Origin of the sequence: Marinomonas algicola (assembly GCF_014805825.1) — a bacterium.
Taxonomy (GTDB): domain Bacteria; phylum Pseudomonadota; class Gammaproteobacteria; order Pseudomonadales; family Marinomonadaceae; genus Marinomonas; species Marinomonas algicola.
This window is the reverse complement of sequence record NZ_CP061941.1, coordinates 104,594-118,318: the sequence shown is the minus strand read 5'-3', so window position 1 is coordinate 118,318 and position 13,725 is coordinate 104,594. Positions and strand designations below refer to the sequence as shown.

At 44.0% G+C, this 13,725-nt stretch carries 13 protein-coding genes and 1 pseudogene; 5 read left to right on the top strand and 9 right to left on the bottom strand.

Features of this window, described 5'->3' with window-relative positions:
- Positions 1–5 precede the first annotated feature (5 nt).
- The 7 genes from znuC to IEZ33_RS00465 all read right to left on the bottom strand — a co-directional run bounded on the left by znuC (position 6) and on the right by IEZ33_RS00465 (position 5,425).
- On the bottom strand, positions 6–803 hold the full coding sequence (gene znuC, locus IEZ33_RS00495) for a zinc ABC transporter ATP-binding protein ZnuC (RefSeq protein WP_191601803.1): 798 nt from the start codon (positions 801–803) through the stop codon (positions 6–8).
- A complete protein-coding gene (locus tag IEZ33_RS00490) occupies positions 800–1,282 on the bottom strand; it encodes a Fur family transcriptional regulator (RefSeq protein WP_191601802.1) in 483 nt (160 codons plus the stop codon). The genes znuC and IEZ33_RS00490 overlap by 4 nt, the downstream gene beginning before the upstream one ends.
- Positions 1,282–2,319: a nickel/cobalt transporter gene (locus tag IEZ33_RS00485; RefSeq protein WP_191601801.1), complete on the bottom strand. Its 1,038-nt coding sequence runs from the start codon at positions 2,317–2,319 to the stop codon at positions 1,282–1,284. The genes IEZ33_RS00490 and IEZ33_RS00485 overlap by 1 nt, the downstream gene beginning before the upstream one ends.
- Before the next feature lie 69 nt (positions 2,320–2,388).
- Entirely contained in the window at positions 2,389–2,997 is a 609-nt protein-coding gene (locus IEZ33_RS00480) for a MarC family protein (protein ID WP_191601800.1), read from the bottom strand.
- Positions 2,998–3,034: 37 nt separating this feature from the next.
- The gene (locus IEZ33_RS00475; RefSeq protein WP_191601799.1) at positions 3,035–3,670 is read right to left on the bottom strand and encodes a LysE family translocator; all 636 of its coding nucleotides are present in this window, start codon (positions 3,668–3,670) and stop codon (positions 3,035–3,037) included.
- 65 nt (positions 3,671–3,735) lie between these two features.
- Entirely contained in the window at positions 3,736–4,311 is a 576-nt protein-coding gene (locus IEZ33_RS00470; RefSeq protein ID WP_191601798.1) for a DUF1007 family protein, read from the bottom strand.
- 55 nt (positions 4,312–4,366) lie between these two features.
- Complete coding sequence (locus IEZ33_RS00465; protein ID WP_240009590.1) at positions 4,367–5,425, bottom strand: homoserine kinase; 1,059 nt, start codon at positions 5,423–5,425, stop codon at positions 4,367–4,369.
- Positions 5,426–5,491: 66 nt separating this feature from the next.
- Between IEZ33_RS00465 and polA the strand changes: the two are divergent.
- Positions 5,492–8,258 (top strand): annotated as a pseudogene (gene polA, locus IEZ33_RS00460) (DNA polymerase I).
- A gap of 33 nt (positions 8,259–8,291) precedes the next feature.
- On the opposite strand, the gene IEZ33_RS00455 reads toward polA, so the two are convergent.
- Positions 8,292–8,441, bottom strand: coding sequence for a hypothetical protein (locus IEZ33_RS00455; RefSeq protein ID WP_191601797.1), 150 nt, complete (start codon positions 8,439–8,441; stop codon positions 8,292–8,294).
- Between the two features lie 139 nt (positions 8,442–8,580).
- Between IEZ33_RS00455 and IEZ33_RS00450 the strand changes: the two genes are divergently transcribed.
- The 3 genes from IEZ33_RS00450 (at position 8,581) to IEZ33_RS00440 (ending at position 10,498) form a co-directional block, all read left to right on the top strand.
- Entirely contained in the window at positions 8,581–9,495 is a 915-nt protein-coding gene (locus IEZ33_RS00450) for a GAF domain-containing protein (protein WP_191601796.1), read from the top strand.
- Complete coding sequence (locus IEZ33_RS00445) at positions 9,485–9,673, top strand: hypothetical protein (protein WP_191601795.1); 189 nt, start codon at positions 9,485–9,487, stop codon at positions 9,671–9,673. The genes IEZ33_RS00450 and IEZ33_RS00445 overlap by 11 nt, the downstream gene beginning before the upstream one ends.
- 312 nt (positions 9,674–9,985) lie before the next feature.
- Positions 9,986–10,498 (top strand): transposase, encoded by a 513-nt coding sequence (locus IEZ33_RS00440; protein WP_191601794.1) that lies wholly within the window; start codon positions 9,986–9,988, stop codon positions 10,496–10,498.
- A gap of 63 nt (positions 10,499–10,561) precedes the next feature.
- Here IEZ33_RS00440 and IEZ33_RS00435 read toward each other — a convergent pair whose 3' ends face one another.
- Positions 10,562–12,757: a bifunctional diguanylate cyclase/phosphodiesterase gene (locus tag IEZ33_RS00435; protein ID WP_191601793.1), complete on the bottom strand. Its 2,196-nt coding sequence runs from the start codon at positions 12,755–12,757 to the stop codon at positions 10,562–10,564.
- Positions 12,758–12,965: 208 nt separating this feature from the next.
- On the opposite strand from IEZ33_RS00435, the gene IEZ33_RS00430 reads away from it, so the two are divergent.
- Positions 12,966–13,664: a transposase gene (locus tag IEZ33_RS00430; protein WP_191601792.1), complete on the top strand. Its 699-nt coding sequence runs from the start codon at positions 12,966–12,968 to the stop codon at positions 13,662–13,664.
- The last annotated feature ends 61 nt before the right edge of the window (positions 13,665–13,725 follow it).

Here is a 13,725-nt window from a genome sequence, read left to right as displayed (position 1 = left end):
GACCTTTAATGATGACAGTTTTTGCCATGAACATGTGTGTCCATTTTACCCGCCTCTACCGTATCCGTCAGAAAAACATCACCGTTTTCATCGTGAACATGGTCGTGATGATGTGAATAAATAGCAATCGACTCCGCCGCGCCAGGGACGCCAAACAAAGCTTGATACGCTGGGTGGCCCGTCACATGCTGAGGCGTTCCAGAACAGCATACATGTTGATTGATACAGACAACTGTGTCGGTTTTTGCCATGACCAGATGCAAGTCATGAGATACCATCAAAACACCGCATTTCAGCTCATCTCTAATGGTTGAAATGAGATTATAAAGTTCAACTTGGCCGTTCACATCTACCCCTTGTACTGGCTCATCCAGAACCAACAAATTGGGGTTATTTAACAGCGCACGCGCCAACAAAACGCGTTGAGTTTCACCACCAGATAAAAAGTGAACCTGTTTTTTGGCCAATTTCTCAATGCCTATTTTAGCAAGTACGCCAGGGATCTGAGATTTATTAACGTTTCTCACTAAAGATAAAAAATCCATCACGTTTAATGGCAATGTCGGATCAACATGCAGCTTCTGCGGCATGTAGCCAATGCGCGTTTTATCGTGATGTATAACACGTCCTGAAGTGGGTGTTTGCAAACCCAGTAGTGTACGGATTAAGGTACTTTTACCACTTCCGTTAGGCCCAATTAACGTGACAATTTCGCCTTCATGGATCGCCATATTAATGTGACTTAACAAGTCACGACCATCAAATTCAATGCCGATGTCATCAAAGGTAATCAATGGCTTCATGCTTGAGCTCCTTGCGTCTCGAGCGCTTGGCAGTTCCCACAAAGACCGGTCAATTCAATGGTTTCGGCACGCAAACTAAAACCTTGCTCGGCCGCTTTTTCAATTAACGAGCTATGGATGTCCTGATAATCAAACTCCATTACGTTATGACAGGCGTCACAAATTAAAAAATAGCCTTTATGCGCCTTATCAGCATGGGCACAACCTAGGTAGGCATTCATGGATTCCACTTTATGAATAAGACCCGCTGACATCAAAAAATCCAAGGCTCGATAAACGGTTGGCGGTGCCGAGTTAAAACCTTCCTCCGCCAATTTAGCCAACAATTGATAAGCACCTAACGGCCGGTGACTTTGCCAGATTAATTCCAAAGTACGACGTCTTACTTTGGTTAGCTTTTGATTTTGCTCTTTACACAGCCGTTCTGCTGTCGCTAACGCCGATTCAATACAAGAATCATGATTATGAGGTGTATTCATCACAGCACCCTATCGGAATAATTTAAATATCCAACCAGCATAGACACACTGATAAGAATAAGTAACGCAGACGCCACTATACCAAAGCCTTTCATCCAACGATCACGCCAAACAGAAGACTGGCCCTGCGCATAGACGGACTGGCGGAAAAGCACACTGATAATAGCCAAAAAACTGACCGTAATGGCCGTACCCACTGACATGGCCAATGTGGCTAAAACGCCCCAGTGAAAAATACCGGCACTCAAAGAGAACAGCAGCACTAATATCGCGCCTGAACAAGGTCGAATACCGATGGCACTCATCATAGACCACCACGCATAGCGCTGTATCTTATCACCCTCAACAGCATTATGCTGATTTGTATGATGATGCTCTTTATCTTCAGAGTGGTGATGAGAACATGTATGCAACGTATTTTCATGGAAATGGTGAGTTGAATGAGAGCATGATTGTACAGTATGGTTGTGTGTATGCTCATGTGAATGGTTATGTGAACGATTGACAACCTGGTCCTGTGGTACGACATGATCATGGTGATCACAACAGGCGGGCTTATTACGAAGCACCCGTAATAACATCCAGAGCCCCATAGCACCAATCATGATAAAGCTGGCCATTTCAAAAAAACGACTTACCCGAGTGGCTTGACCGGCTAAATCAAAGGCATAGCCTAAAACCAACACACATACTATGGCGGTCACGCCTTGAGCAAACGAACTGGCTGCCGTTAATCCAATACCTTGCTTTATACTGGCGTTACTGGCCAGCATATAAGACGAAATCACCGCCTTCCCATGTCCGGGGCCGACGGCATGAAAGACGCCATATAAAAAGCTCACGCCAACACAGCTTAATAATAACGTCACATTACCGCCATCACTCAATGAACGCATAGACACGACTAAACTACGGTGAAACTGGATTTGTTGTGTCATCACCCAGTGCGTTGCTGACTGATACCAAGCCGCATCACTAAAGGCGAACCACACTATAAATAACAAACACAACAAAGTCGCTGACAGGAGGTATTTCATCTAACATTCTCGTCATTACCCATGAATAACAAGAATGTTATATTATAACTTTTTAATACTCAATCATTCTTACATTAAAGGGGATAAGAAGCCCATAAAACCACCCATAAAGATTTGCGCCGCCATTGCGGCCAAAATCAACCCCGTAATCTTACTCAATATATTCAGCCCGGTACGACCCAATAATTTTTCAATGTAAGACGCCATGTACAAGAGAATGCCAAGACTTAAGAGTGCCAACAGTAGCCCAAGAACACCAAAAAATAAGGTCCAACCTGTTAACTCCGCACCGTAAACCAGAATCGTACCAATGGTTGCAGGCCCGATAATAGTCGGTACCGCCAAAGGCACCACAGAAACATCATCTCGCTCTTCACTTGGCATACCCACCGCATGATTACGGGTGCCGTCTTTTACCAAGCTCAAGGCCGATAAAAAGAGCAAAATACCGGAGCCGATACGAAATGAATCAAGACTGATTCCTAACACTTCAAATAAGCCACCACCAAAAAACAGCAGCACTAAGGCAATAACAGCCGCCGAAATAATGGCTTTATTGGCCACTTTTTTACGCGATTCCTTAGATTCACCACGGGTCAAAGCTAAGAACATAGACAACACAAAAAAGGGAGCAAATAGGAAGAAAAACTTTATCCAAGTCGCAATTAACATACTCATAGAACACGTTATCCAGAATGCATTAAAACCGTAGGGGTTACCTTTGACTTAATGCGAGTTTTACACCAAAACCCACCAGCAATAAGCCGGTTAGGCTGTCCAAGACTTGCGCCACTTTTGGTCGCGCCAGCCAAATTCTTGCCTTATGAACCATAAGAACAAGCAAGGTTTGCCACATCATTGCAAGGGTAAAATGCAACAGGGCCATAAACAAAGATTGATTTAATGCCGAATAGTTAGGATCGATAAACTGCGGCAAAAACGCCATATAAAAAATAATCGGTTTCGGGTTTAACACGTTAGACAACAGCCCTTGCCTAAAAGACACCATCCCTCCCACGGCCTTTGATTGACGGCTATCGGTAAACGTCATCCCCATCGGACGCATCGCACTGCGTAAGCTCTGAATCCCTAAATACACAAGGTAAGCCGCTCCCATCAGTTTAAAGACAAAAAACAATTCAGCCGACCCTAATAAAATAACCGATAGCCCTAAAGCCGAGACAGCGGCGTGGCCAAACAGCCCCATGCAAATCCCCAAACTCGTCAAGAAACCGTCTCTCCAGCCCTCGCGGGCGGCATTACGCATAACCAAAATCGTATCGACCCCCGGACTCATGGTTAATAAGCTGATTGCGACTAAAAACGGTAGCCATTGGAAATGTTCTAACATGGTTTAACCTCACGAGTTATCAAATACTAAGCTCTATAAAATACAAAATGGTCGTAGTGAAACAATCAATCGCAGCTCACGTCTGCCCAAGAATCAATGGCCATCTCTTCCGCTTCTCGACTATTAGGTGTACAGGTCTCGGCTAACATACCGCGCAGTAGCAACAAGCCATTTTCAGGTGGCATCAGTGCGAAATAAAACTCATCGTCCCCAAAAGATAAAGACAAAGTCTGTTTTTGTAAGTTGATAGGATCAGGCATAGCGACCGAAAAGATGAGTAGGATCTGCTGATTCTGTATGATGATATCTGACACAACAACACGAGAGGGCCGCACCGCATTGCCATCGACCAGTACTTTCATAAAAAAATCAAATGCCTCAAAGCTTTTTAGCTTATCCGCCACGATTTGTTTCTCTTGGCCTTGAAACTGACTATCGGAGTTAGTATCGAATTCAAGAATTAAACTTGAGCTGGTAAATAAATCAAACTTCCAGCTCGCTTCAAAGGAATCAATGGTGGTTTTATCCAACTCGATGCGATATTGCCCTTCAATAAAAACGTGTGGATGAGCCCCTACCAAACTGGCAAGGCAAAACAACCAAATACCCAAAAGAACAGCAAAAGGACGATGTAAATGCATCAGCGGTACCTTTAAAAGTATGTCAAAGCGATGGAAACGAGCTCACCGAGTCCAATCAGACAAGTTCAGGACAAGATTGAAGACGTACTTTTAAAATACGCTTTATCTCTTCCGGATTATGTTGTTGTGCCAAACGCTCAGGATCATCAATCGCACCGTACCACGCTTCCAAACGAGATAACCAAAATCGCATGGCGGCGGTTTGCAACATTAACGGCCAAGTCTCTTTTTCAGCCCCCGTAAAAGGACGCTCACTGGCATACGCCGTCACCAAAGCCGAGTACTTAGCCATATCCAATTCACCTGTGTCAGGATCGGAACACCAATCGTTTACCACAATAGCCAAATCATAAGTTAACCAGCTGTGGCACGCATTGTAAAAATCGATTATCGCAGATAATTCCGTACCAACAAATAAGGTATTGTTAAAAAACAGATCGGCATGAATGGTACCGGTTGGTAACTCTGTCGATGTCTGCAAAAAATCATCAAACGCGCGCACCTGATCCAATAGTAAGGTAGCCTCTTCTGCAGGCAATTTAGGAGCTAAGTCTTTACTGGTAACGTTCCACCACGCAACGCCACGATGACTTGGGCGTTTTTCCGGAAAGGTTTGCCCAGCTTTATGCAACTTAGCTAATTCAGTCCCCATTAAGGCACAACTGGCTGCATCTGTTTGGTCAAGTAATGTACCAGGGAAACAATCCACCATAATGGCAGGTCGACCTTTCACCATCCGCAGTCGTTCACCCTGTTTATCATCTATCGCGGCCGGTACGTTAAACCCTTCCGCCTTAAAATGCGCCACCACGTCTAAGAAGTAAGGCACCTCTTCAGCTTCGAACTCTTCAAACAAGGTCAAGACATACTTACCTTGATCCGTGGTCACGAAATAATTCGTATTTTCCACTCCTCCAGAAATGCCTTGAAAAGACACCAAGTTACCTAAATCGTAATCGGCCAATAAAGCCAACATGTCATCTTGATCGAGAGAAGTATAAACAGCCAATTTCGTACCTATTTTAATATCAACAGCGGAAGCGTATTCAAAGAAGAGCCTATGCTCCACAATAAGCGGAAAAAGGTCAATTGCTGAGAATGCATTTCCGTCCACTAAACGCCTCTCAATATGATAATCTAGCCATTAATTTTAGAATTCTGTGCCAAAGAGGGTATTTTCATGTCGGCTAACGCCTCAAACACCACTTCGCCAATGATTTTGGTAGACGGATCATCGTACTTATATCGTGCTTTTCATGCCATTCCACCATTGAACACCAGCGACGGCCAACCCACCAACGCCATTCGCGGCGTCATCAGCATGATTCGCAGTTTAATGGGCCGTTTCCCAGACTCACCGATGGTGGTTATTTTTGATGCGAAAGGCAAGACTTTCCGAGATGACATCTACAGCGAATACAAAGCCCAACGTCCACCCATGCCAGATGACTTACGCTCACAAATAGAGCCGATTCATAAACTGATTGAAGCCATGGGCTTACCACTTATTAGCATTACGGGTGTAGAAGCCGACGATGTGATTGGTACCGTTGCCAAAATTGTCGGCGAAACCGGTCGTGATGTCATCGTCTCCACAGGCGATAAAGACATGGCTCAGTTGGTTACAGATAAAGTCACCCTAGTAAATACCATGACAGACACCACCATGGGACATCCAAGGAGTGAAGGACAAGTTTGGCATTCCACCTGAGCTCATCATCGATTACCTTGCCTTAATGGGTGATAAAGTGGATAACATCCCCGGCGTACCGGGTGTGGGCGAAAAAACCGCACTAGGCTTACTGCAAGGCTTAGGCGGGCTAACAAGCATTTACGAACGTCTAGACGAAATTGCGACTTTAAGCTTCCGAGGCGCGAAAACACTGTCAAAGAAAATGGCCGAAAACAAAGACATGGCCGAGCTGTCTTACACACTTGCAACGATCAAATGCGATGTGGAATTGGACTTTGACCCGCTGACACTGCACAACGGCAAAATCGACACAGACACCTTACGCGAATGGTATGAAAAGCTGGAATTCAAAACCTGGATTAAAGACCTAGACCGCACCCCCGCTGACAGCAAAACCAGCACAGAAGACGATCCAAATACCGCTGACATCATTTTACCGAGTGCCATTGACGCCCACTACGACACCGTTTTGGATAAGGCGCAGTTTGCCACTTGGTTAGAAAAAATCACGCAAGCGGAGCTCGTGGCGTTTGATACCGAAACCACCAGTTTGAACTACATGAAAGCGGAAATCGTTGGCGTCTCTTTTTCCGTTGAAGAAGGCACCGCCTGCTACATTCCCGTAGCCCACGACTACGAAGGCGCACCAGAACAACTGGATCGTGATTGGGTCTTAGCACAACTAAAACCGTTTTTAGAAGACGACAATAAAGCCAAAGTTGGCCAGCACATCAAATACGACGCCAATGTGTTAGCCAACTACGACATTAGACTGCAAGGTATCAAACATGACACCATGCTGGCATCCTATACCTTAAATTCCGTAGGGAACCGCCATGACATGGATAGCTTAGCGAAGAAATTCCTTGGTCATACCTGTGTGAGCTTTGAAGAACTGGCTGGCAAAGGCAAAAAACAAAAAACCTTCAATGAAATCGACCTAGAACAAGCCGCTTTCTACGCCGCCGAAGACGCCGACATTACCTTACGCTTACACAACGCCATTTGGCCACAAGTTGCAAAAACGCCTTCCGTTGCGTCTATTTTTACCGACATTGAATGCCCTTTGATTCCTGTACTGGCCCACATGGAACAAACGGGCACCTTGATTGATCCAGACCTGTTGCATGAGCAAAGCAGCGAAATTGCCAGTCGTTTGCAAGAACTGGAAATCAAAGCCCATGAAGAAGCGGGTGAAAGCTTTAACCTAAGCTCACCGAAACAACTGCAAGTGATCTTGTTCGAGAAGCAGGGCTTACCTGTTATTAAGAAAACCCCTAAAGGTCAGCCATCCACCGCGGAACCGATTCTACAAGAATTGGCGCTAACCTATGAATTACCTCGCTTGATCATGGAACACCGCAGCTTATCAAAGCTGAAATCCACCTACACCGACAAACTGCCTGAAATGATTCAAGCAACAGGTCGCATTCATACCTCTTATCATCAAGCCGTCACCGCCACAGGGCGTTTGTCGTCCACGGATCCGAACTTACAAAACATCCCGATTCGTACCGCCGAAGGCCGTCGTATTCGCCAAGCCTTTATTGCGCCAACGGGTCACAAACTGATTGCCGCCGATTACTCGCAAATTGAATTGCGCATCATGGCACACCTGTCTCAAGACAAAGGCCTGCTCGACGCCTTCTCAAAAGACGCCGACATCCACAAAGCCACCGCCGCCGAAGTCTTCGACGTCAGCCTAGACGAGGTCACCACAGAACAACGCCGACGAGCCAAAGCCATCAACTTCGGCCTTATCTACGGCATGTCCGCCTTTGGTCTAGCCAAGCAATTGGGTATCAGTCGCCCAGAAGCGCAAAAATACATACAGATTTATTTTGACCGCTACCCGGGCGTAAAACATTACATGGACAGCACCCGTGAACAAGCCAAAGAACAAGGCTACGTCGAAACCATCTACGGCCGCCGACTCTACCTGCCTGATATCAAAGCGAAAAACGCCATCATGCGCCAAGCCGCCGAACGCACCGCGATCAACGCCCCGATGCAAGGCTCCGCCGCCGACATCATCAAACGCGCCATGATCAAAATGCACGACTGGCTAGCCGACACCGACCTAGACGTGAAAATGATCATGCAAGTACACGATGAACTCATCTTCGAAGTGGCGGAAAAAGACCTAGAAAACGCCCAAGCCAAAATCGTCGAGATCATGCAGAACAGCAGCCAAATTGACGTGCCATTGCTTGTGGAAGCGGGCGTTGGGGACAACTGGGACGAGGCGCATTAGGCCTCCCCTTAAAGGGGTCAGATCCCTTAAACACTAAACCAGAATGCAGCTAACATTGACGTTATTTTTAAGGGATCTGACCCCTTTAAGATCAAAATCGTCGAGATCATGCAGAACAGCCGCCAAATTGACGTGCAATTGCTTGTGGAAGCGGGTGTTGGAGACAACTGGGACGAGGTGCATTAGGCCTCCCCTAAAAGGGGCAAGGCATAACACTAGAGGCAATGGGAATTATTAAAGGGTACACAGAATGGAATTGACAATAAAAACCCCCTAAGCAGATTCGTCGCAAGCAACTCTACACCATCAAGGAATATGAAAAATGCAAAGTCTTAAAAGGAAATTACAAAAGAACCTTACGATTAAAACTCAGATGTACACCATTGCATCTATTGGTTTTAACATCTGGGTTACACTCATAGCACCATTAGTAATTGGTTACTACGTAACACTGTACTTTAATGCCATTACTATCTCTGATCCTGAAACTGGCTTTGACTCATTTTGGAATACACATTCAATACCGGTTGTTATTTTAATTCTTGTGCACATATTTGTTTCTCTTTGGCTTTTCTTACAGACCCGTATGAGTCATACAGCAGACGAATTTGACTCAATTAGCGAGAAACTAGAACTATCGAAAATAGATAATGCGAAGATTCTTAAAAAAATGGAGTTTGTTGACTATTCTGTGATAACAATTGATGCCATAACTGATTTATTTAAAAATAACCCTCAAATTACAAAATCAGAGATTTACAGAAACGTACTGCACGTTCTAAGCCAATTTCGTGAAGGGCTTTTTAACTTTGGAGGTAAAGCTCTATATAATTTTGTCATTTACGAGTACAACTCCGAGTCGAACTTACTTGAAATAAAAGAGCGCATTCATGATGACCGTCTAGATACACAAGGAAGAAGCTGGGAAGTCGGTGTAGGGCATGTTGGCATTTCTTTCGCAAATAAGCGCTGTATGATTTGTCACGATGCATCAAACAGCACAGAACTACCAATGAGTAAAAATGACGCATCAAACTATTCTAGCTTTATATCATCTCCGATTGTTAAACCTCTCGCTCAAGACCAGTCTCAACCTTTGCCTTATGGCGTTTTAGTTATCACTAGCTCTGAACCTAACCAGTTCATCACCGACTTACATGATGACTTTTTGCGCAACGTACGCGATATTATGTCTATTGTATTAACCTCAATGGAGGAAAAGCAGAATGAGCAGTAAAAATAAAGATTCAAGTGCCAAAGAGATTGCAAACGTATCTTCAATTTCTTCTTATGATGCTTCATTTGCTGTCCGTGCATTAACTGCAGATAAAGCATCTGCAGAGTTCAACCCTAGAAAGGCTCAAGAGTGGGCAAAAAAACGTCACGAAGCCCGCTTAAGAGCCGTCACAGCCTAAAGCAAGTGAGTCAGATGAAAATTCAATCCATCTGACTCGGTTTCCTACCTCACTTTCTTGGCGTCACTCGCCTACCTGCTAGCTTCTCGATCTCCTCTTTAAAACGTTCGTTTCCCAGTGCCATATCTAAATGCGTAGCAGATCGAATCCGTCCGAGTTCTTCTTCTGAGATGTGGTATTTAAATAAGGTTTGGAATTTAAAGGGGTCAGAACCCTTAAAAACGGACGATTCTAGTCACTCACCACATCACTATTGTTTAAGGGTTCTGACCCCTTTAAGATACTCGAAGGTCTCTCTTCAAGAAGGAAAAGATGCCAAGAAAACCCCGTTTCTTTTTACCAAATGTTCCGGTACATATAGTTCAGCGCGGCGCTTCTCGCGACCCCGTTTTCTTCGAGGATGAAGATTACAAAGCGTACGCTTTCTGGATGGAAGAAGCCGCCGTCAAATACAATGTTGCTATTCACGCTTTTGTCCTTATGACAAACCATGTTCATATTCTGTTAACGGCTCAATCTGGAGCAGATGTAAATCAGTTCATGCAGCATATTGGTCGACGTTATGTTCCTTTTATAAATCATAAATACGGACGTAGTGGCTCTATTTGGGAGGGACGGTTTAAAAGTAGCTTAGTACAATCAGACCGCTATTTTTTAGCCGTCATGCGCTACATTGAACTTAACCCCGTTAGAGCGAATATGGTCGATCATCCAAGTTTATATCGTTGGTCTAGCTTTCATCACAACAGCGGAGTCAAACCGCTTTCGTTTATTACGACTCACCCTGTCTATAGCGCCCTAGGTCGTAACACCGAAGAGCACTAAAAGGGGTCAGATCCCTTAAACATTAAGGGATCTGACCCCTTTAAGATCGACCCAATTTCAGGATTAGACGTCATTGATAACAGGCTGTTCGAGCTGCTTTTCGAATTCGCTTTTAGGAACAGGACGTCCTAAATAGTAACCTTGGCCACTATCACATTGAAATTCTCGCAACTGAATTAATTGCTCATTGGTTTCAATGCCTTCCGCAATGACTTGTAGACCTAATTTATGTGACATGGCAATAATCGCTTCTACAATTCGTTGGTCATCTGGATTTTTTTCTAATTCGGAAATGAAAAGGCGATCAATTTTCAAGGTATCAAAAGGTAAGTCTTTTAGTAGTTGCAATGAGGAATAACCAATCCCAAAATCGTCAATGGCAATCCCAATGCCCATGGCTTTGATTTTATTCAATACCTGGGACGCTAAGGTAATATCATGAAGCAATGCGGTTTCGGTGATCTCAATGCCTAGAAGTTTGGGATCGATGTTCGTTTCGTTCAAACATTGAATCAAATAAGGCAGCAGATGGGGTTCGGACAATTGTAAAGGGGATAAATTTATTTGAATGGTGAGTGGGGGCAAGTTCCGCTCCGAGCGACTTTGGATATAATCGCAAGCTTCTCGAATAACCCAATAACCTATCTCCAAAATTTGCCCTGTTTCTTCAGCAATCGGAATGAACTGATCAGGGGCAACCATTCCTTTATCGGCATGGTTCCAGCGGATCAACGCCTCAGCTCCGATGACTTGTTTTTTTCCGATACTAAACAGGGGTTGATAAAACAAAATGAACTCGCGATGGTGAATCGCCGATTGAATGTCTTCTTCCCAATGAATGCGATTGAGAGTTTTTTCTTTCATGGAATGACTGTAGAAACAGTATTGGTCTTTGCCTAAATGCTTCGCATGATACATAGCCATATCGGCGTTTTGCACGATAGAGACGATGTTGTCACCGTCTTCTGGCATTAATACAATCCCAAAAGACATGCTAATAAAATGTTCTTTCTGCTGGATTATAATTGCTTTCTTAATGGTTTCATTAAGTTTGTTTAGCCATTCCTTAACTTGTTCTTTGTCTCTGATGTTATGCAGTAGTACGCCAAACTCATCCCCACCTAAACGGCCAACTAGGTCATTCTCTTGAAGATTTTTCTGGATACGTTCGGCCGCACAACACAAGATATAATCCCCAACATCATGGCCAATGCTGTCATTGATACGTTTGAAGTTATCAATATCAAAATAGATAAAAGCGGTGTGGCTTTTGTGGGAATTCAATACCGCATCTTTCATTTTGTCCATTAAGAGTCGTCGATTGGGGAGGTGGGTCAGTGGATCGGTATAGGCTAACTTATGCAGTTCCGCTGTTTTGATGTCGACCAATGATTGCAGTTTGAGTGGGTAACGCAGCAGATAATACACAAACGTCGCACTTAATAGGCCAATCAAAAAACTGATTAAATACCATTGAGTAATGTATTGAGTATCCAGACCTTGATTTCGCCCAATCGTGAGCGTCCAGTTGCCGCTTGGTATCATGATGGGCGCTGTTACTGTAGAGCCAACAAACGCCTTTATCGGTTCTACAAAGACAATGGCTTCTTTTGATTCTGGAGGAATGCGCGACAATTGAAAAAGATACCCTTGATCGGCTAAACGATACAGTTCTGTCGATTGCAATAAGTCGTCTAAATAAATCATGGCAGAAACAAAGCCCCAAAAAGTTTCTTGACCATTTTGATCTATCAGGAAAACAGGGTTACGTCCCAACAATGCAATTCCCCCTTGAACCAGCTGAAAGGGGCCTGCCACCATGAGCTTTTTATTTTTAATTGAGTGAAGAGTCGCCTCACGGTACACGGGGTGCTTTAAAATATTCAATCCGATAGCGGACTTATTGCCTTCAAGAGGGAATATTTCAGTAATAATTCCATCTGGCGCGAGTTGTAGATTATTAATACCACCAATGGATGACAGGGTGTTTTCAGCAGTACGATCAAAATTACTTAAATCCCCATGAGCCTGAATGACTTCTTGGGAGATAACTTGGGTTGCGGCTAAAGACAGTGTAAGCCTTCTTTCGATAGAGGATGCTTGTGTTATGGCAATCTGATTGAGTAGTATGTCATGTTCTTTTTCAATCAGGGCTTGAGATAAATGTGCCCAATAAATACCGATGGCACTGACCGTAAAAAACGTCAAAACGGAGATGAATAGAATAAAAGAGCGCTTTTTTAAGGGCGAAAAAAACATGAAAAAAAATCCAACAAAAAACAACAGCATAATGAAAAGGTTATATCTTACTTTTATGTTAATTACGACACTAAAAGCACTAAAAGGGGTCAGATCCCTTAAACACCGAACCAGGTTGCAACTAACATTGGCGTTATTTTTAAGGGATCTGACCCCTTTAAGATAACCCCTTTAAGATACTCGAAGGTCTCTCTTCAAGGAGGAAAAGATGCCAAGAAAACCCCGTTTCTTTTTACCAAATGTTCCGGTACATATAGTTCAGCGCGGCGCTTCTCGCGCCCCCGTTTTCTTCGAGGATGAAGATTACAAAGCGTACGCTTTCTGGATGAAAGAAGCCGCCGTCAAATACAATGTTGCTATTCACGCTTTTGTCCTTATGACGAACCATGTTCATATTCTGTTAACGGCTCAATCTGGAGCAGATGTAAGTCAGTTCATGCAGCATATTGGTCGACGTTATGTTCCTTTTATAAATCATAAATACGGACGTAGTGGCTCTATTTGGGAGGGACGGTTTAAAAGTAGCTTAGTACAATCAGACCGCTATTTTTTAGCCGTCATGCGCTACATTGAACTTAACCCCGTTAGAGCGAATATGGTCGATCATCCAAGTTTATATCGTTGGTCTAGCTTTCATCACAACAGCGGAGTCAAACCGCTTTCGTTTATTACGACTCACCCTGTCTATAGCGCCCTAGGTCGTAACACCGAAGAAAAAATACAGAACTACTTATGTCTGTTTGAACGGCACCTTGATACTCGAGAATTATCAGCAATACAGTCCGCTTGGCAAACGGGGACGCCTCTTGGCGACAGCTATTTTAAAGAGAAAGTCGAAGCTCAACTAAAACAAAGGGTTGGTCAAGACTATCGCGGCCGCCCCTCTAAAAGGGGTCAGACCCCTTAAATACTTTTACTCTCCCATCTTATGGTTATAATTACGTATCTGACCTCTCTCTATAGGAATC

Bases quoted from the DNA above. Each gene is read 5' to 3' on its own strand.
- znuC (WP_191601803.1), bottom strand. From the start codon at position 803: ATGAAGCCATTGATTACCTTTGATGACATCGGCATTGAATTTGATGGT.
- IEZ33_RS00440 (WP_191601794.1), top strand. From the start codon at position 9,986: ATGCCAAGAAAACCCCGTTTCTTTTTACCAAATGTTCCGGTACATATA.
- IEZ33_RS00455 (WP_191601797.1), bottom strand. From the start codon at position 8,441: ATGCACCTCGTCCCAGTTGTCTCCAACACCCGCTTCCACAAGCAATTG.
- IEZ33_RS00490 (WP_191601802.1), bottom strand. From the start codon at position 1,282: ATGAATACACCTCATAATCATGATTCTTGTATTGAATCGGCGTTAGCG.
- IEZ33_RS00430 (WP_191601792.1), top strand. From the start codon at position 12,966: ATGCCAAGAAAACCCCGTTTCTTTTTACCAAATGTTCCGGTACATATA.
- IEZ33_RS00480 (WP_191601800.1), bottom strand. From the start codon at position 2,997: ATGAGTATGTTAATTGCGACTTGGATAAAGTTTTTCTTCCTATTTGCT.
- IEZ33_RS00435 (WP_191601793.1), bottom strand. From the start codon at position 12,757: ATGTTTTTTTCGCCCTTAAAAAAGCGCTCTTTTATTCTATTCATCTCC.
- IEZ33_RS00475 (WP_191601799.1), bottom strand. From the start codon at position 3,670: ATGTTAGAACATTTCCAATGGCTACCGTTTTTAGTCGCAATCAGCTTA.
- IEZ33_RS00450 (WP_191601796.1), top strand. From the start codon at position 8,581: ATGCAAAGTCTTAAAAGGAAATTACAAAAGAACCTTACGATTAAAACT.
- IEZ33_RS00470 (WP_191601798.1), bottom strand. From the start codon at position 4,311: ATGCATTTACATCGTCCTTTTGCTGTTCTTTTGGGTATTTGGTTGTTT.
- IEZ33_RS00445 (WP_191601795.1), top strand. From the start codon at position 9,485: ATGAGCAGTAAAAATAAAGATTCAAGTGCCAAAGAGATTGCAAACGTA.
- IEZ33_RS00485 (WP_191601801.1), bottom strand. From the start codon at position 2,319: ATGAAATACCTCCTGTCAGCGACTTTGTTGTGTTTGTTATTTATAGTG.